The sequence below is a fragment of the Pseudomonas sp. FP215 genome (assembly GCF_030687795.1).
Classification (GTDB): Bacteria; Pseudomonadota; Gammaproteobacteria; order Pseudomonadales; family Pseudomonadaceae; genus Aquipseudomonas; species Aquipseudomonas salmasensis.
On the sequence record NZ_CP117447.1, the window covers coordinates 1,449,108 to 1,465,522 of the forward strand.

A 16,415-nucleotide genomic window follows, 5' to 3' on the forward strand; every position below is an offset into this window, starting at 1 on the left:
CTATCTGATTAACGGTCTGTGTGGCTTCCCTGCCGCCTTAAATCAGGGCCCTCCTGGGGCCTGATTGCAGTACAGCAGGATTGTGCCGCAAGACCAGTCAGATAGAGAAAGCTGTCAGAATTGTTCGGAATTGAGCAGGGCTTTACCCAGCAAAATCAGTCTATACCGACAAACCCTCCGGTCTGATGCTGCCATAACCGCGAATAAAGCCCGCCGTATGCCAGCAACTCGGAATGGCTGCCGCTTTCGGCGATCTGGCCTTTTTCCAGCACCACCAGGCGGTCCATGCGTGCGATGGTCGACAACCGGTGCGCAATCGCAATTACCGTCTTGCCCTGCATCAGGGTTTCCAGGCTCTCCTGGATCGCCGCTTCCACTTCCGAGTCCAGCGCAGAGGTGGCTTCGTCCATGATCAGGATCGGCGCGTCCTTGAGCAGCACGCGGGCGATAGCGATACGCTGGCGTTGCCCGCCGGAGAGTTTTACCCCGCGTTCACCCACATGGGCATCCAGCCCGGTGCGGCCCTCGGAGTCCGACAGCAGCGGGATGAACTCATCGGCGCGGGCCTTGTGCACCGCCGCCCACAGTTCCTCATCAGTCGCGTCGGGCTTGCCATACAACAGGTTGTCGCGGATCGAGCGGTGCAGCAACGAGGTGTCTTGGGTGATCATGCCGATCTGTGCGCGCAGGCTTTCCTGGGCCACTTCGGCGATGTCCTGGCCGTCGATGAGGATGCGCCCGCCCTGCAGGTCGTAAAGGCGCAGCAGCAGGTTGACCAGCGTCGATTTGCCTGCGCCGGATGGGCCGATCAAACCGATCTTTTCCCCGGCCTTGATCTCAAGGTTCAGGCCGCCAATGATTCCGCTCTTCTTGCCGTAGTGGAAGTCCACCTGCTCAAAGCGCACCTGGCCGTGGGGCACGGTCAGGCGCGGCGCGTTTTCACGGTCGACCACAGCCAGTGGCTGGGCGATGGTCTTCAGGCCGTCCTGCACGATACCGATGTTTTCGAAGATGCCGTTGACCACCCACATGATCCAGCCGGACATGTTGACGATGCGGATCACCAGGCCGGTGGCCAGGGCAATTGCGCCCACGGAAATCAGCGACTGCGTCCACAGCCACAAGGCCAGGCCAGTGGTGGTGACGATCAGCAGGCCGTTCAAAATACAGATCACGGTGTCCATGCTGGTGAGCACGCGGGCGGCCAGTTGGGTTTTTTCGGTCTGCTCGATGATCGCTTGCTTGGCGTATTCCTGTTCATTCTGCGTATGGGCGAACAGCTTCAAGGTGGTGATATTGGTATAGCCGTCGACAATTCGGCCCATCAACTTGGAGCGCGCCTCCGAGGAGACCACCGAGCGTTCTTTCACACGAGGTACGAAGTAACGCAGGGCCAGGCTGTAGCAAACGATCCAGGTGATCAGCGGGATCATCAGCCGCCAGTCGGCCTCGGCAAACAACACCAGGGCACTGATGGCGTAGATCGACACGTGCCAGATAGCCTCTGCGGTCGCCACCGCCGAGTCACGCAAGGAGTTGCCGGTTTGCATGATCCGCTGGGCGATGCGCCCGGCGAAATCGTTCTGGAAGAAATTCAGGCTCTGCTTGAGCACGTAGCTGTGGTTCTGCCAGCGAATCAGGCTGGTCATCCCAGGGTTGATGGTCTGGTGCACCAGCAAGTCATGCAGGCCGTTGAAGAGCGGGCGCAACAACAGGGCGACCACGGCCATCCAGATCAGCTCGGCGCTGTGGCTCTGGAAGAAGTTCGCCGGCGGCGTGCCCTGGGCCAGGTCGATGATGCGGCTCAAATAGCTGAACAGCGCGACTTCGATCAGGGCGCCGACCAGTCCCACTACCAAGAGCGCGGCGAAGCACGGCCACACCTGGCGTAGGTAATAGAGATAGAAGGGCAGGACTTTTTCGGGAGGGGCCGCGCTGGGGGCGTCGCGGAAAATATCGATCAGTTGTTCAAAACGACGATAGAGCATTAGGTTTGACGCCCGCCGGGCGGGCTCTCCTTTCAAAGGTGCACGGTGCCGTGTGGGCACCGCGCAAAGCTGCCTGCAGACCTCAGTCGATGCGCTTGGCCGACTTGATGATCACAGGATCGATAGGCACGTTCTGCATGCCTTGCTTGGTGGTGGTCTGGGAGTTGACGATGATGTCGACCACGTCCATGCCCTTGACCACTTTGGCGAACACGGCATAACCGGCATCGCGGCCCGGGTCGAGGAAGGCATTGTCAGCCACGTTGATGAAGAATTGACTGGTGGCCGAGTTCGGGTCATTGGTGCGAGCCATGGACAACGTGCCACGCACGTTATGCAGGCCATTGCTGGCTTCGTTCTTGATCGGGGCTTCGGTCGGCTTTTGCGACATTTGCTGGGTGAACCCGCCGCCCTGGACCATGAAGCCCGGGATCACGCGGTGAAAGATCGTGTTGGTGTAGAAGCCTTTGTCGACATAGGCCAGGAAGTTCTTGGTGCTGATCGGCGCCTTGACCGGGTCGAGTTCGATTTCAATTTGGCCGTTGGTGGTGTCGAGCAACACGTGTGGCGCCTTGGCCGGCTCAGCCGCCATCAGGTTGGCAGCGAACAAGGCGGAACCGGCAAAGAAGGCGATTTTTTTCAGCATGGGTCAGTGATCCTGGTAGTGGTTTCGACGGTCTTTAGAAAATCGAGCAAGGTCGCGTTAAAGACCTCGGGTTGATCCAAGGGCGTGGCATGGCGGGAATCTTCGATGACCACCAGTCGCGCATCGGGCAGCAGTTTTACATAGATTTCTTTCTGCGCCACGGGGGTGTAGTCATGGTCGGCGCTGATGACCAGGGTTGGACAGGCAATTCTCGACAGTTGTTCCTGCACGCCCCAGCCCACAATGGCGTCGAAGCTGGCGAGATAAGCACGTTTGTCGTTTCTTGCCCAGCGCTCGGCCATCTTGCGGCGCAGGTCGGCCTGCTCAGGTTTGGGGAACAGCCGATCGCCCAAGGCCTTGCCGATGGTGCCCAGGCTGAGCACGCGGGCCAGGGTCCAGCGTTTGGCCCACTGCCAATAGTCATCGGCACTGCGCACCTTGACCTCAGGCGCGCTGTTGACGATGCACAGGCTCTTGACCCGCAGGGGTTCATCCACCGCCAGTTGGAAGGCGATCATGCCGCCCATGGATAAACCCACCACGTGGGCCGCTGGCAGGTTGAGGTGTTCGATCAGGGCGATCAGGTCGAAGGTAAACCCCTTGATGCTGTAGCGCTCCCGGGGTTTGTCCGAGCGACCATGGCCGCGCACGTCAACCACGATCAGGCGGTAGTGCCGGGCGAGTACCGGCACTTGCAGTTCCCAATCCTGGCTGCTGGAGCCCAGGCCGTGGATCAGGATCAGCGGGTTGCCATGGCCATATTCTTCGTAATGCAGGCTGCAGCCTTCATGGTCGAACCAGGCCATGGGTGAACTCCGTTTCAGGCTTGTTGAGGGGCGGCAAAGGGCGCGTCCAAGGGAGCGGTGTCAAAGGTGCGCAGCAATTCCACGAGGATCTGCGTGGCGGGCCCCAGGGGCTTATCCTTGTTCGAGTACAGGTAAAAGGTCGGGTTGCGACTGCCGCCTTTTTCCAGGGGCAACTGCTTGAGCACGCCTTCCTTGAGTTCGCGCTCGATCATGTGCCGGGGCAGCCAGGCAAAGCCCAGGCCGCTGCCGACGAAGGTGGCGGCGGTCGCGAGGCTGCCGACGGTCCAGCGCTGTTCGGCGCCGAGCCAGCCGACGTCGCGCGGTTGCTGGCGGCCCGAGTCACGGATCACCACCTGCATCTGGCTTTCAAGGTCGTGAAAACTCAGCTCACGGTTGAGGCGATGCAGCGAGTGATCGGGGTGGGCCACGGCGACAAACTCCACATCGCTCATTTCCGTGCCCAGGTAGCCGGGGATGATAAACCCGCAAATGGCCAGGTCCGCCATGCCGTCGAGCAGCAACTCTTCGACGCCAGACAGCACTTCTTCGCGCAGGCGCACCCGGCAGCCACGACTTTGCGGCATAAAGGCGGTTAACGCGCGAACCAGACGGGCGCTGGGGTAGGCGGCATCCACCACCAGGCGCACTTCGGCTTCCCAGCCCTGTTCCATATGGTGGGCGAGGTCTTCCAACTGGCTGGCGTTTTTCACCAACTGGCGGGAGCGGCGCAGCAGCACCTCACCAGCCTCGGTCAGCACCGCCTTGCGCCCGTCAATGCGCAGCAGCGGGACGCCAAGTTGGTCCTGCATGCGCGCCACGGTGTAGCTCACCGAAGATTGCGAACGGTGCAGCGCTTCGGCGGCTTGGGCAAAGCCGCCATGGTCGACCACGGCTTGCAAGGTGCGCCATTGATCGAGGGTAACGCGGGGCGCTTTCAAGATGAGCTCCTCTTGTCCTAAGCTGGCGGTCCTTATTGGAGACTGCCGAATGAGAAAATTGTGTTGTGTGTTGCTGGCGCTGCTGCCGATGAGCGCGTTTGCCTATCCTATCGACGTGACGAAAAAGATCGATGGCGTCAGCATTGATTACACAGCGTCCGATGTGGACGCAGACATCAGTTCGATTCAGCTAAGCAACTACGGCACCCAGGATGCTGTGTGTTCGGTAACCTTCACCAACGGCCCGGAATCGCCACGCCGCCGCACCGTGACCGTGCCAGCCGGCAAAAGCACCAACACCACGGCCAAGTTCAACCGCTCCATCATCAAGATGCGTATTGCCCTGGACTGCGCGCCAAAATAAAGCAGCAGCGGAGCATGCCCACAGGAATACTCCGCATATAAACAAATTTCTAGATGGGTTGTAGCAGTTTTTTGCGCTTTTTTATCGAATGGGCCCTGGTTAACCTTCTCTCCATCGACTTACAGCAATTACCGATGGAGCCTACGAAGCCATGTCCAATGTCCTGATCATCGAAAGCAGTGCGCGCCAGCAGGATTCGATTTCCCGCCAGCTCACCCAACAGTTCATCAGCCAATGGCAAGTCGCCCATCCGGCAGACAGCATCACCGTGCGTGACGTCGCGCTCAATCCGGTACCCCACCTGGATGCCAACCTGCTGGGTGGCTGGATGAAGCCGGCGGAGCAGCGTAACGACGACGAACAGGTGTCCCTGGACCGCTCCAACGAGTTGACTGACGAACTGCTGGCCGCCGACGTATTGGTGATGGCCGCGCCGATGTACAACTTCGCCATCCCCAGCACCCTCAAAGCCTGGCTGGATCACGTGTTGCGGGCCGGTGTGACCTTCAAGTACACCGCTACCGGGCCCCAGGGTTTGTTGACCGGCAAGCGCGCCATTGTGCTCACCGCACGCGGTGGTATCCACACCGGCGCCACTTCGGATCATCAGGAACCGTACTTGCGCCAGGTCATGGCATTTATCGGCATTCATGACGTCACCTTCATTCACGCCGAAGGCGTCAACCTGGGCGGCGACTTCCAGGAGAAGGGCGTCAATCACGCCAAGGCACTGCTGGCCCAGGTGGCCTGAGGCGTTAATCGTCAGATAATCCCGTGCTGCTTATATAGCCCCACGCAAACCCTTCAAGTACGCGTATCGAACCTCCCTTTGCACTTTTTGCTCCTGAGTGCTCCTGCCCGACTGCCGCTTTAGCGAGGTCGGGTTTTTTTTGCGCCGAGTTTCTTCAAACCCCAAAAAGCTTTAATGTCGCGCCCATTCGAAACGAGGCGCGCATGGGCTATCTACTGGTTGTCACCCTGATTCAGGCATTTTCCTTCAGCTTGATCGGCGAATACCTCGCCGGTCACGTCGACAGCTACTTTGCCGTGCTGGTGCGTGTGGTGCTGGCCGGGCTGATCTTTATTCCGCTGACACGCTGGCGCTCGGTGGAGCCCGCGTTCATGCGCGGCATGTTGGTGATCGGTGCATTGCAGTTCGGCGTGACCTATGTGTGCCTGTACCTGAGCTTTCGCGTGCTCACGGTGCCGGAAGTGCTGCTGTTCACCATCCTCACACCGCTGCATGTGACCCTGATCGAGGACGCGCTTAATCGCCGCTTCAATCCCTGGGCACTGGTCGCGGCCCTGGTGGCGGTGGGGGGGGCGGCGGTGATTCGTTTCGATCAGATCACCCCGCACTTTTTGATGGGGTTCTTGCTCCTGCAACTGGCCAACTTCACCTACGCCGCCGGGCAAGTCATGTACAAGCACCTGGTGGCGCGTTATCCCAGTGACCAGCCGCACTTTCGACGTTTCGGTTATTTCTACCTGGGCGCCTTGTTGGTGGTGTTGCCGGCGTTCCTGCTGTTCGGCAAGGCTGACTTCCTGCCGCAAGCGCCGCTGCAATGGGGCGTGCTGGTGTTCCTCGGGTTGGTCAGCACCGCGCTGGGCATGTACTGGTGGAACAAGGGCGCCTGCCTGGTCAATGGCGGCACCCTGGCGGTGATGAACAACCTGCATGTGCCGGTGGGGTTGCTGCTGAACCTGCTGATCTGGAACCAGCACGAACCGCTGGGCCGTTTGGCCCTGGGCGGTCTGGTGATTCTGGGGGCCGTGTGGATCAGCCGGCTGGGTGTGCGTCGGGCGGTGCCGTCGCCATCGTGATCACCACCTTGCCTTTGGCGCGGCCTTGTTCCACATAGTCCAGGGCCGCAGCTGTGGATTCGAAAGGAAAGGTACGGTCGATGACCGGCCGGATAATCCCGGACTCAACCAACGCGGTGATTTCATCCAGTTGGGCGCCGCTGGCACGCATGAACACAAAGTCATAGCTCACGCCTTGCTTGCGTGCTTTCCTGCGGATACCGCTGCTCAACACACCCATGACCAGGCCCAATACCCAGGGCAGTTTCTGCGCGCGCGCGAAGGCAGGCGTCGGTGGGCCGGAGATGGAGATGAGTTGACCGCCGGGCTTGAGAATCTTCAGTGACTTGGCCAGCGCCTCCGCGCCCAGGCTGTTCAGCACCACATCGTAATCCCGCAGCACGGCCTCGAAGGCTTGCTGTTTGTAGTCGATCACCACATCCGCGCCCAACGCCTTGACCCACTCCACATTGGCGGTGCTGGTGGTGGTCGCGACAAAAGCGCCCAAATGCTTGGCCAGTTGGATGGCGATACTGCCCACCCCGCCTGAGCCGGCATGAATGAACACCTTCTGGCCTTTTTTCAGCTTCGCGGTTTCCACCAGCACCTGCCACGCCGTCAGCGCGACCAGGGGCAGGGACGCGGCTTGCTCCATGGTGATGTTGTCGGGTTTGCGCGCCAGTGCGTCTTCGCGCACGGCAATCAACTCGGCGAAGGTGCCGATACGCTGCTGGGGCGGGCGGGCGTAGACTTCGTCCCCCGGCTTGAAGCGTTGTACCGCCGTGCCGACGCTGAGCACCACGCCGGCCAGGTCATTGCCCAGTGTCAACGGCAACGCATACGGCAGGATCAGTTTGAATTCGCCTTTGGCGATCTTTGCATCCAGCACATTGACGCTGCTGGCCCGCACCTGAACCAGCACGTCGTGCTCGCCTACGATAGGCGCGGGGGCCTGGATGAGGCGGCCGGGCTGTTTGCCGTACCGTTCGATGGAAAATGCCTTCATGGTTCAACGCTCGTTGCTTGGCTGAGAAGGGCAGGCGCGGAGCACGCCTGCTACCGGTTAATCAGGCGTTGGCCAGGTAACGCTCGGCAACCTGGGACTGCTTGATCTGCGCCAGCAGGCCTTGTCGCGCAGCTTGCAACGCATCCCAGCGGGCACCGTCCTGCAACGGCGGAATGGTCACCGGCTCGCGGCGATCAAACCCCACCAGCGCTGCGTCCACCAGATCACCTACTTCCATCACGTCCGTGAGGGTGTTGATATCAATGCCCGCACGTTCCCAGATCTCGGTACGCGTGGCGGCGGGCAGCACGGCTTGCACGTACACGCCTTTGGGCGCCAGTTCCAGGCTCATGCCCTGGGACAGGAACAGTACGAACGCCTTGGTCGCGCCGTAGACCGTCATGCCGAATTCCGGGGCCAGGCCCACTACTGAGCCAATGTTGATGATAGCGCCGTTGCCCGCTGCCGCCAGGCGCGGGGTGATGGCACTGGCCAGGCGTACCAGCGCGGTGGTGTTGAGGGCGACCAACTGCGCGACGCTGTCGGTGGATTGTTCGATAAAACCGCCGGACTGCGCAGCGCCGGCATTGTTGACCAGGGTGCCAATGCTGGCGTCATCACGCAGGCGCGCTTCAACCACTGCCAGGTCCGCGCTCTGGGTCAGGTCGGCCGGGAGGATATCAATGCTGACGGCATGCTGTTCACGCAGTCGGGCGGCGAGCGCTTCCAGGCGCGTGACGTCACGGGCGACCAGTACGAGGTCGTGGCCGCGTGCGGCAAAGCGTTCGGCATAGGCGGCGCCAATGCCGGTCGAAGCGCCAGTGATCAGAACGGTGTTGGAAGTGCTCATGGTGTGATGCTCTGTGAGTGCGAGGAGGTTTTATGATGTCGATCATAATCAAAGCTGTCAACGGTTTTGATTATGATCGACATCATAGTAATATGCCTATCTCGCAAGCTGGCAGGACCACAGACATGAAGATCACCAAGGCGCAGTCACAGAACAATCGAGCCCATATCGTCGCGACAGCTTCCGAGCTGTTCCGCGAGCGGGGTTTTGATGGGGTGGGCGTGGCCGAGCTGATGGCCGCGGCCGGGTTTACCCAGGGCGGCTTTTACAAGCACTTCGGTTCCAAGGCGGACCTGATGGCGGAAGCCGCCGCCAACAGCCTGGCGCAGTCATTGGCCGACAGCGCAGAGATGGAGGTGGAGCAGTTTTTCGAGGTTTACCTGTCCAGACAGCACCGCGATCATCGCGGCGGCGGATGCACCTTGGCGGCGTTGTGTGCCGATGCTGCCCGTCAATCGGACACGCTGAAGGCGACCTTTGCCAACGGTTTGGAAAACACCCTGCAAGCCTTGGAAGCAAAGTACAACGCGGCTCATGAAACGCCACAAGAAGGCGTGCGCGCGAAAATGCTCGACAGCATGGCCCATGCCATCGGCGCAATCATGCTGTCGCGGGCGTGCCCGGATGATTCCGCCCTGGCCGATGAAGTGCTTGAAGTGTGCCGCAAGGAGATTACGGCATCACTGCCGTAATCCCGTTCGCATCACCTCATGCCGTTTCGGCGACGGGCACCGGCATGGCCCCAGCCAACGCCGGCAGCACGCCGGCGCGCAGGTCATTGCCGCTCGGCTGCTGATACAGGCTCAGCCCGAACTCCGGCAACACGGCCAATAGATAATCGAAGATATCGCCCTGAATCCGCTCGTAATCGCCCCACGCCGTGGTGCGGGTAAAGCAGTAGATCTCCAGCGGCACGCCCTGGGCGGTGGTTTGCATCTGGCGCACCATGCAGGTCATGTTCGGCTGAATCTCCGGGTGGCTTTGCAGGTACGCCAGCGCGTAGGCGCGGAAGGTGCCGAGGTTGGTCATGCGCCGACGGTTGGCCGACAGTTGCGCGCTGTGGCCCTGGGCCTCGTTCCAGGCCTTGAGTTCGGCCTGTTTGCGGCTGATGTAGCCGCTGAGCAGGTGCACCTGGGTCATGCGCACTTCTTCCTCATCGTTCAGGAAGCGCACGCCGCTGGCGTCGATGTACAGGCTGCGCTTGATACGGCGCCCACCGGAGGCCTGCATGCCACGCCAGTTTTTGAACGACTCGGACATCAAGCGCCAGGTGGGGATCGAGACGATGGTCTTGTCGAAGTTCTGCACCTTCACCGTGTGCAGGGTGATATCCACCACATCACCATCGGCGCCGACCTGGGGCATTTCGATCCAGTCACCGACGCGCAGCATGTCGTTGCTGGTCAATTGCACACTGGCGACGAACGACAGCAGGGTGTCCTTGTACACCAACAGAATCACCGCCGACATCGCACCCAGGCCCGACAGCAGCAACAGCGGCGAGCGGTCGATCAGGGTGGCGACGATGATGATCGCGCCGAACACGAACAGCACCATTTTCGCCAGTTGCACATAGCCCTTGATCGAGCGGGTGCGTGCGTGTTCGGTGCGTGCGTAGATATCCAGCAGCGCGTTGAGCAGGGCGCTAATCGCCAGCACCATGAACAGAATGCTGATCGCCAGGGCCACGTTGCCGATGAACAGGATGGCGGTCTTGCTCAGGTCTGGTACCAGGTACAGGCCGAACTGGACCACCAGCGACGGCGTCATTTGCGCCAGGCGATGGAAGACTTTGTTGTGCCGCAGGTCGTTCAGCCAGTGCAGCGCCGGTTGCCGGCCGAGCAATTTGACCGCGTGCAGGATGAGGTAACGGGCGACCCGTCCCACCACCAATGCCACCACCAGCAACACCAGCAAACCAAGGCTGGAATGCAGGACCGGGTGTTCATCGAGGGTGCCCCAAAGGTCTTTGACGTTGAGCCAGAGCTGTTTGATATCCATGAGTGAACCGATTCTTCTTTAAGACAACACGGGGCGATTAGAGCATTTAAGTGCAACAAAGTTGACGCTCTGGACAAAATCGCTGACAAAAAAGCAGCTGATTAGCCCCGTTCGCGTAAAGAAACTCGGTTTGGGCGCGCGAAACCGGTAACCTATACAGCTGATATTTTGTATTTCTTCGAGGTAGCACCCGTGTTTTCCCAATTCGCCCTGCACGAACGCCTGCTCAAAGCCGTGGCCGAGCTTAAATTTGTCGAGCCTACGCCTGTGCAAGCAGCGGCCATCCCGCTCGCGCTGCAAGGGCGTGACCTGCGGGTGACGGCGCAAACCGGCAGCGGCAAGACCGCCGCTTTCGTCCTGCCGGTGCTCAACCGCCTGATCGGCCCGGCCAAGGTGCGCGTCAGCATCAAGACCCTGATCCTGCTGCCGACCCGCGAGCTGGCCCAGCAGACCCTGAAGGAAGTCGAGCGTTTCTCGCAGTTCACCTTCATCAAGTCCGGCATCATTACCGGTGGCGAAGACTTCAAGGTCCAGGCCGCGATGCTGCGCAAGGTGCCGGATATTCTGATCGGCACCCCAGGGCGCATGATCGAGCAGCTCAACGCTGGCAACCTTGACCTCAAGGAAGTCGAAGTGCTGGTGCTCGACGAAGCCGACCGCATGCTCGACATGGGCTTTGCCGATGATGTGCAACGTCTGGTCGGCGAGTGCGTCAACCGCCAGCAGACCATGCTGTTCTCCGCCACCACCGGTGGTTCGACCCTGCGCGACATGGTCGCCAAGGTGCTGAACAACCCTGAGCACTTGCAGGTCAACAACGTCAGCGACCTGAACGCCACCACGCGTCAGCAGATCGTCACCGCTGACCATAACGTGCACAAAGAACAGATCCTGAACTGGTTGCTGGCCAACGAGACCTACCAGAAGGCCATCGTGTTCACCAACACCCGTGCCGCCGCCGACCGTATCTACGGGCGCCTGGTTGCGCAGGAGTACAAGGCGTTCGTGCTGCACGGCGAGAAAGACCAGAAGGACCGCAAGCTGGCCATCGACCGTCTCAAGGCGGGCGGTGTGAAGATCCTGGTGGCCACCGACGTTGCCGCACGCGGCCTCGACGTGGACGGCCTGGACCTGGTGATCAACTTCGACATGCCACGCAGCGGCGACGAATACGTGCACCGCATCGGCCGTACCGGCCGGGCCGGCAACGATGGCCTGGCCATCTCGCTGATCTGCCACGGCGACTGGAACCTGATGTCGAGCATCGAACGCTACCTGAAGCAGTCGTTCGAGCGCCGCACCATCAAGGAAGTCAAAGGCACGTACACCGGGCCGAAGAAGGTCAAGGCGTCGGGCAAGGCCGTTGGCGTGAAGAAGAAAAAGACCGACGCCAAGGGCGACAAGAAGAAAACCGGCGCCAAGTCGCCGACCAAGCGCAAGATCGCCAACCGGCCGAAGACCGACAACCTGTCGCTCGTCAGCAAGGACGGCATGGCCCCGCTCAAGCGCCGCAAGCCAGAAGCACCGGCTGCCGAATAAGCAGGCGGGCCTAAAAAAACCGGACGATGTCCGGTTTTTTTTCGCCATCAGCGTCCCGCTGTGCTCAACGCTTCCCCGCAGCTTCTCTGAGCTCCTTGAGCCGCGCATCGATCAACTGGCACTTGTCGGGAAACTCGGCGCTTTCGGTATCCAGGTCCATTTTCTGCAACTCGTCATTCATCTCCTTGGCCTTGGTCGGGTTCTGCTCTGTGAGCTTGGTCACTTCCTTGGCCAGTTCTTCGCGCTTGGCGGTGGCCTCCTCGGGGGTGCAGGCCCAGGCGGGCAGGGCGCTTAACAGCGTGGCGGCGAGGGTCAGCTTCAGCAAGGTTTTCATGGTCGGACTTCCTTGGCAGTGATGTGCAGTTGAGGTGGCGAACCTCTGGAAAGTTCAGAGAAATGACGCCCGTCCGTTCGGTTGAACGGCCAGTGCCAGGACGTGTCACTCCCTTAGACGGGCTAACTCCATCGGCCTGCAGGAGGAATCAGGATGAAGGCTTACAATTGGGATCTGATCGAACGTCTGCTGCATGAAGTGCAGAACGGCGAGGGCAGCTTTGCCCCGCGCAAATACGCCGAGCAGGAGGCTGCCGAGAAGGCGACGGCCGGCGAGGACACTGGCAACCTGGATGCGCTGAAGAAGACCGCTGCCGATTACGAGGCGCTGCTATTCAAGCGTGGCTTTATCGAGTCGCGGCCGGAGGAAGAGGGCGGCAATGGCGAGAACTTCATCCTCACGGGCCTGGGTGCGCAACTGCTGGCGCTGATCGACAGCTCGATTCCGGGCAATGATCATCCGCGCCAGGTGTTGGATGAGCAGGCTGACGCGCTTGATCCGGCAACGTTCGCTGAAGTGGCCTCCAAAGCCCAGATCGCCTGATCCTCTTATGCCCGGGCGCCCCCGAGGGTGCCGGGTGAACCTGTCGAATCGGTAATCTGCCGCTAAGGTTGCTGACAGCCGGCGACTTCTAATCTGCTGCCATTCAACTCACGGACTTGAATCGGCATGCACTCCACTACCTCCAGACGCACATTCGTTAAAGGCCTGGCCGCAGGCGGCCTGCTAGGCGGGCTCGGGCTTTGGCGCCCCCCTGTGTGGGCACTGACCAGCCCCGGCCAGCCCACGGTACTCGCCGGCAGCGAATTTGACCTGTTTATTGACCAGACCCCCGTCAACCTGACCGGCCGTGCGCGCACCGCGTTGACCGTCAACGGCAGCCTGCCCGGCCCGCTGTTGCGCTGGCGCGAAGGCGACACCGTGACCCTGCGCGTGAAAAACCGCCTCGGGGAGCCCACCTCGATCCACTGGCACGGCATCCTGCTGCCATCGACCATGGACGGCGTGCCCGGCCTGAGCTTCAAGGGCATCGAGCCGGGCGGTCTTTATGTCTACCAGTTCAAGGTCAAGCAGCACGGCACCTACTGGTATCACAGCCATTCCGGGCTTCAGGAGCAGCAGGGCGTGTACGGCCCGCTGGTCATCGACCCCAAGGAGCCCGAGCCTTATACCTACCAGCGTGACTACGTGGTGATGCTGTCGGACTGGACCGACGAAGACCCCGTCGCCCTGATGAAGACCCTCAAGAAGCAGTCCGATTACTACAACCTGCACAAACCCACCCTGGGCGATTTTATCCGGGATGTGGGCGAGCAGGGCTGGTCGGCCACGGCTGCCGACCGGCTGATGTGGGCGCAAATGAAGATGAACCCCACCGACCTTGCGGACGTCAGCGGCGAGACCTACACCTACTTGCTCAACGGCCAGCCGCCTGGGCAGAACTGGACCGGGGTGTTCAAACCGGGAGAAAAGATTCGCCTGCGCTTTATCAATGGCTCGGCGATGACCTATTTCGATGTGCGTATTCCCGGACTGAAGATGACCGTGATCGCCGCGGATGGGCAGCCAGTGAAGCCGGTGAGCGTCGATGAATTCCGTATCGCCGTGGCGGAAACCTACGATGTGCTGGTCGAGCCCGTGGCAGAGGCCTACACCCTGTTTGCCCAGTCCATGGACCGCACAGGGTTTGCCCGTGGCACCCTCGCCCGGCAGGTGGGAGCGACGGCCTTGGTACCGCCGCTTGATCCGCGCCCGTGGCTGACCATGGACGATATGGGCATGGGCGGCATGGACCACGGTGCCATGGCCGATATGCCGGGCATGGAAGGCATGGATCACAGCGCCATGGGCGCGATGGCGATGCAGAAACACCCCGCCAGCGAGCAGAACAACCCGCTGGTAGACATGCAGGCGATGAACCCGGTGCCCAAGCTGGACGACCCTGGAATCGGCCTGCGCAACAACGGCCGCCGGGTGCTCACCTATGCCGACCTGCGCAGTACCTTCGAAGACCCCGATGGCCGAGACCCCTCGCGCACGCTTGAATTGCACCTCACCGGGCATATGGAGAAGTTCGCCTGGTCGTTCAATGGCGTGAAGTTTTCCGATGCCGAGCCTCTGCAACTGACCTATGGCGAGCGCGTGCGGGTGGTGCTGGTCAACGACACCATGATGGCCCACCCGATTCACCTGCATGGCTTATGGAGCGACCTGGAGGACGAAAACGGCCAGTTCCAGGTGCGCAAACATACGATCGACATGCCACCGGGCTCCCGCCGCAGTTACCGCGTCACCGCCGATGCCCTGGGGCGCTGGGCCTATCACTGCCACCTGCTGTACCACATGGAAATGGGCATGTTCCGTGAGGTGCGCGTGCATGAATAAGGAAGCGAGCATGAACCGTTGCGTTCTACCCGTTTGTATCGCGTTCGCCGCGCTGGGGTTCGCCCCATGGGCGTTGGCGGCCGAGTATGAATTTCAGGGCATGAGCCCGGCGACGCCAGCGCTGACCGAAAGCCGTACGCCGATTCCGGCGCTGACCGACGCAGACCGTGCAGCGGTCTACAACGCGCCGGGAGGGCATCAGGTGCACGACCGCGGCGTCAACGCGATGCTGCTGATCAACCAGTTGGAATGGCAGGGCGGCGACGGCAACGCGCAGAGTTGGGACATCAAGGGTTGGGTCGGCGGTGATATCGACCGGCTGTGGCTACGCAGTGAAGGCGAACGCAGCGCCGGCCGCACTGAAAGCGCCGAAGCCCAAGCGTTATGGGGGCACGCTATCGGCCCGTGGTGGGACGTGGTCGGCGGCGTGCGCCAGGACTTCAAACCCGGTGACAGCCAGACCTGGGCAGCCTTTGGCCTACAAGGCATGGCGCTCTACAACTTCGAGGCCGAAGCCACGTTGTTTGTCGGCGAATCGGGGCATACCGCCGCACGCCTTGAGGGTGACTACGACATTCTGCTCACCAATCGCCTGATCTTGCAGCCCACCGCAGAACTCAATTTTTATGCGCAGAACGATCCGCAACGGGGTGTCGGGTCGGGCTTGGCTGAAAGTGAACTGGGTCTGCGCTTGCGCTACGAAATTCGCCGCGAGTTTGCGCCCTACGTTGGGGTCAGCTGGAACCGGGCTTATGGCCAGACCGCGCAATACGCACGGGACGACGATGAGGACGTTCACCAACTGCGCTGGGTGGTTGGCGTGCGCCTGTGGTTCTGATGGGAGGCACGCATCAAGACTGTGCGCTTTTCAGGCATTTGAGCGCCTGGAAGTCGCTGCGGACCTTGTTGATTTTCTGGGTGAGTTTCAGGCGCTGCGCTGGGGAGCTTTGGGCCATCACGTCGACGAGCAGGCTGCGCGCGGCGGCTTCGGTCTGTGCGTAGGCGGCGCGGTATTGTGCGGTCCACAGGCTTTCGCGATCAACCAGCAATTGCTGGATTTTCTGCGGGAAATCGGCACTGTGACGCTGTTGCAGCGCCTCGATAAATTGCGCCTGCCAATGGGCGCGGTTACCGATCCATGCCTGGTTTTGTGTGCCCAACTCGGCAGACCAGGCCGTCACGCGGTTTTGCTGGCCTGGGCTCAACGGGCCGATCCAGGCGTCCAGGCGCTTGCTCATGCGTTCGGCGCGTTCCTTGATTTGCTGGTCCAGCGGCGGTTTGAGGTATTCGTCCTGGCGTTTGCGCAGGTCCTTGGCCAGGGCATCGCTCATGTCCTTGACCTGCTGATCGTCCAGGCCTTGCAGCAATTGCACGGCTGAGGGCGTGATTTCCCGCGCGATCTCGGCAATTGCCTTTTTGGCTTCGACAGTACGGGTTTGCAATGCGGCGTCGGTGACCTGGTTACTGTCGACCATCTGTTGCAGGCGGTCGAGCCAGTCCAGGTAGCCAGGCAATTGCGTGGTGCAGTGCCAGGCCAGGTGTTCCTTGAGGGTGTCGTTGAACCAGCTCTTTTGCCCGGCATTCATGTCCAGGTAATCGTTGAGGGTCCAGGGGATGATCACGTCGAGGTTTCGGTAGGCCAGGCCTACGCGATTGCAGCCGGCGAGCACCAGGCTCAGGGTCAGCAGTACCACCAGGAATTTAAGCCGGCGCAACATGGGCAGGTCCTTGCATGGAGGGCGTTAATGCATGTGA

The 16,415-nt window shown here is 61.0% G+C and carries 17 protein-coding genes; 8 read left to right on the forward strand and 9 right to left on the reverse strand.

Annotation, left to right across the window (positions count from 1 at the left end):
- Window positions 1-155: 155 nt before the first annotated feature.
- The 4 genes from PSH76_RS06540 to PSH76_RS06555 all read right to left on the reverse strand — a co-directional run bounded on the left by PSH76_RS06540 (window position 156) and on the right by PSH76_RS06555 (window position 4,378).
- Entirely contained in the window at window positions 156-1,988 is a 1,833-nt protein-coding gene (locus PSH76_RS06540; protein WP_305493772.1) for an ABC transporter ATP-binding protein, read from the reverse strand.
- Between the two features lie 82 nt (window positions 1,989-2,070).
- Entirely contained in the window at window positions 2,071-2,634 is a 564-nt protein-coding gene (locus tag PSH76_RS06545) for a peptidylprolyl isomerase A (protein WP_014719428.1), read from the reverse strand.
- A complete protein-coding gene (locus tag PSH76_RS06550) occupies window positions 2,628-3,440 on the reverse strand; it encodes an alpha/beta fold hydrolase (protein WP_098950689.1) in 813 nt (270 codons plus the stop codon). The genes PSH76_RS06545 and PSH76_RS06550 overlap by 7 nt, the downstream gene beginning before the upstream one ends.
- A gap of 14 nt (window positions 3,441-3,454) precedes the next feature.
- The gene (locus PSH76_RS06555) at window positions 3,455-4,378 is read right to left on the reverse strand and encodes a LysR family transcriptional regulator (RefSeq protein ID WP_003193120.1); all 924 of its coding nucleotides are present in this window, start codon (window positions 4,376-4,378) and stop codon (window positions 3,455-3,457) included.
- Between the two features lie 49 nt (window positions 4,379-4,427).
- On the opposite strand from PSH76_RS06555, the gene PSH76_RS06560 reads away from it, so the two are divergent.
- The 3 genes from PSH76_RS06560 to PSH76_RS06570 all read left to right on the forward strand — a co-directional run bounded on the left by PSH76_RS06560 (window position 4,428) and on the right by PSH76_RS06570 (window position 6,566).
- Window positions 4,428-4,742, forward strand: coding sequence for a 3-phosphoglycerate kinase (locus tag PSH76_RS06560; RefSeq protein ID WP_098950690.1), 315 nt, complete (start codon window positions 4,428-4,430; stop codon window positions 4,740-4,742).
- Window positions 4,743-4,893: 151 nt separating this feature from the next.
- Complete coding sequence (locus tag PSH76_RS06565; protein WP_032895856.1) at window positions 4,894-5,493, forward strand: FMN-dependent NADH-azoreductase; 600 nt, start codon at window positions 4,894-4,896, stop codon at window positions 5,491-5,493.
- Window positions 5,494-5,696: 203 nt separating this feature from the next.
- Window positions 5,697-6,566 carry a carboxylate/amino acid/amine transporter gene (locus PSH76_RS06570; protein ID WP_034136149.1) on the forward strand — a complete coding sequence of 290 codons (870 nt, stop codon included), beginning with the start codon at window positions 5,697-5,699 and terminating at the stop codon, window positions 6,564-6,566.
- On the opposite strand, the gene PSH76_RS06575 is transcribed toward PSH76_RS06570, so the two are convergent.
- Window positions 6,523-7,551 carry an NADP-dependent oxidoreductase gene (locus PSH76_RS06575; protein ID WP_305493773.1) on the reverse strand — a complete coding sequence of 343 codons (1,029 nt, stop codon included), beginning with the start codon at window positions 7,549-7,551 and terminating at the stop codon, window positions 6,523-6,525. The genes PSH76_RS06570 and PSH76_RS06575 overlap by 44 nt on opposite strands.
- A gap of 61 nt (window positions 7,552-7,612) precedes the next feature.
- Complete coding sequence (locus tag PSH76_RS06580) at window positions 7,613-8,401, reverse strand: SDR family oxidoreductase (protein WP_098950693.1); 789 nt, start codon at window positions 8,399-8,401, stop codon at window positions 7,613-7,615.
- Window positions 8,402-8,526: 125 nt separating this feature from the next.
- Between PSH76_RS06580 and PSH76_RS06585 the strand changes: the two genes are divergently transcribed.
- Window positions 8,527-9,093: a TetR/AcrR family transcriptional regulator gene (locus tag PSH76_RS06585; RefSeq protein WP_056786582.1), complete on the forward strand. Its 567-nt coding sequence runs from the start codon at window positions 8,527-8,529 to the stop codon at window positions 9,091-9,093.
- Window positions 9,094-9,109: 16 nt separating this feature from the next.
- Here PSH76_RS06585 and PSH76_RS06590 read toward each other — a convergent pair whose 3' ends face one another.
- Complete coding sequence (locus PSH76_RS06590) at window positions 9,110-10,402, reverse strand: mechanosensitive ion channel family protein (protein ID WP_305493774.1); 1,293 nt, start codon at window positions 10,400-10,402, stop codon at window positions 9,110-9,112.
- Window positions 10,403-10,594: 192 nt separating this feature from the next.
- Between PSH76_RS06590 and PSH76_RS06595 the strand changes: the two genes are divergently transcribed.
- Window positions 10,595-11,941 (forward strand): DEAD/DEAH box helicase, encoded by a 1,347-nt coding sequence (locus PSH76_RS06595; RefSeq protein WP_003193110.1) that lies wholly within the window; start codon window positions 10,595-10,597, stop codon window positions 11,939-11,941.
- 64 nt (window positions 11,942-12,005) lie between these two features.
- Here the strand turns inward: PSH76_RS06595 and PSH76_RS06600 are convergent, their stop codons facing one another.
- Window positions 12,006-12,275, reverse strand: a complete 270-nt coding sequence (locus PSH76_RS06600) for a hypothetical protein (RefSeq protein WP_032895862.1) — start codon at window positions 12,273-12,275, stop codon at window positions 12,006-12,008.
- Between the two features lie 153 nt (window positions 12,276-12,428).
- On the opposite strand from PSH76_RS06600, the gene PSH76_RS06605 reads away from it, so the two are divergent.
- The 3 genes from PSH76_RS06605 to PSH76_RS06615 all read left to right on the forward strand — a co-directional run bounded on the left by PSH76_RS06605 (window position 12,429) and on the right by PSH76_RS06615 (window position 15,498).
- Window positions 12,429-12,818, forward strand: a complete 390-nt coding sequence (locus PSH76_RS06605; RefSeq protein WP_032895863.1) for a hypothetical protein — start codon at window positions 12,429-12,431, stop codon at window positions 12,816-12,818.
- Between the two features lie 126 nt (window positions 12,819-12,944).
- On the forward strand, window positions 12,945-14,660 hold the full coding sequence (locus tag PSH76_RS06610) for a copper resistance system multicopper oxidase (protein WP_305493775.1): 1,716 nt from the start codon (window positions 12,945-12,947) through the stop codon (window positions 14,658-14,660).
- A 10-nt stretch (window positions 14,661-14,670) separates the two neighbouring features.
- Entirely contained in the window at window positions 14,671-15,498 is an 828-nt protein-coding gene (locus PSH76_RS06615; RefSeq protein WP_305494440.1) for a copper resistance protein B, read from the forward strand.
- A gap of 13 nt (window positions 15,499-15,511) precedes the next feature.
- On the opposite strand, the gene PSH76_RS06620 is transcribed toward PSH76_RS06615, so the two are convergent.
- Window positions 15,512-16,378, reverse strand: coding sequence for a DUF6279 family lipoprotein (locus PSH76_RS06620; protein WP_305493776.1), 867 nt, complete (start codon window positions 16,376-16,378; stop codon window positions 15,512-15,514).
- Between the last annotated feature and the right edge of the window lie 37 nt (window positions 16,379-16,415).

Coding starts and splice junctions, on each gene's coding strand:
- PSH76_RS06540 (WP_305493772.1), bottom strand. CDS start 1,988: ATGCTCTATCGTCGTTTTGAACAACTGATCGATATTTTCCGCGACGCC.
- PSH76_RS06545 (WP_014719428.1), bottom strand. CDS start 2,634: ATGCTGAAAAAAATCGCCTTCTTTGCCGGTTCCGCCTTGTTCGCTGCC.
- PSH76_RS06550 (WP_098950689.1), bottom strand. CDS start 3,440: ATGGCCTGGTTCGACCATGAAGGCTGCAGCCTGCATTACGAAGAATAT.
- PSH76_RS06560 (WP_098950690.1), top strand. CDS start 4,428: ATGAGAAAATTGTGTTGTGTGTTGCTGGCGCTGCTGCCGATGAGCGCG.
- PSH76_RS06565 (WP_032895856.1), top strand. CDS start 4,894: ATGTCCAATGTCCTGATCATCGAAAGCAGTGCGCGCCAGCAGGATTCG.
- PSH76_RS06570 (WP_034136149.1), top strand. CDS start 5,697: ATGGGCTATCTACTGGTTGTCACCCTGATTCAGGCATTTTCCTTCAGC.
- PSH76_RS06575 (WP_305493773.1), bottom strand. CDS start 7,551: ATGAAGGCATTTTCCATCGAACGGTACGGCAAACAGCCCGGCCGCCTC.
- PSH76_RS06580 (WP_098950693.1), bottom strand. CDS start 8,401: ATGAGCACTTCCAACACCGTTCTGATCACTGGCGCTTCGACCGGCATT.
- PSH76_RS06585 (WP_056786582.1), top strand. CDS start 8,527: ATGAAGATCACCAAGGCGCAGTCACAGAACAATCGAGCCCATATCGTC.
- PSH76_RS06590 (WP_305493774.1), bottom strand. CDS start 10,402: ATGGATATCAAACAGCTCTGGCTCAACGTCAAAGACCTTTGGGGCACC.
- PSH76_RS06600 (WP_032895862.1), bottom strand. CDS start 12,275: ATGAAAACCTTGCTGAAGCTGACCCTCGCCGCCACGCTGTTAAGCGCC.
- PSH76_RS06605 (WP_032895863.1), top strand. CDS start 12,429: ATGAAGGCTTACAATTGGGATCTGATCGAACGTCTGCTGCATGAAGTG.
- PSH76_RS06610 (WP_305493775.1), top strand. CDS start 12,945: ATGCACTCCACTACCTCCAGACGCACATTCGTTAAAGGCCTGGCCGCA.
- PSH76_RS06615 (WP_305494440.1), top strand. CDS start 14,671: ATGAACCGTTGCGTTCTACCCGTTTGTATCGCGTTCGCCGCGCTGGGG.
- PSH76_RS06620 (WP_305493776.1), bottom strand. CDS start 16,378: ATGTTGCGCCGGCTTAAATTCCTGGTGGTACTGCTGACCCTGAGCCTG.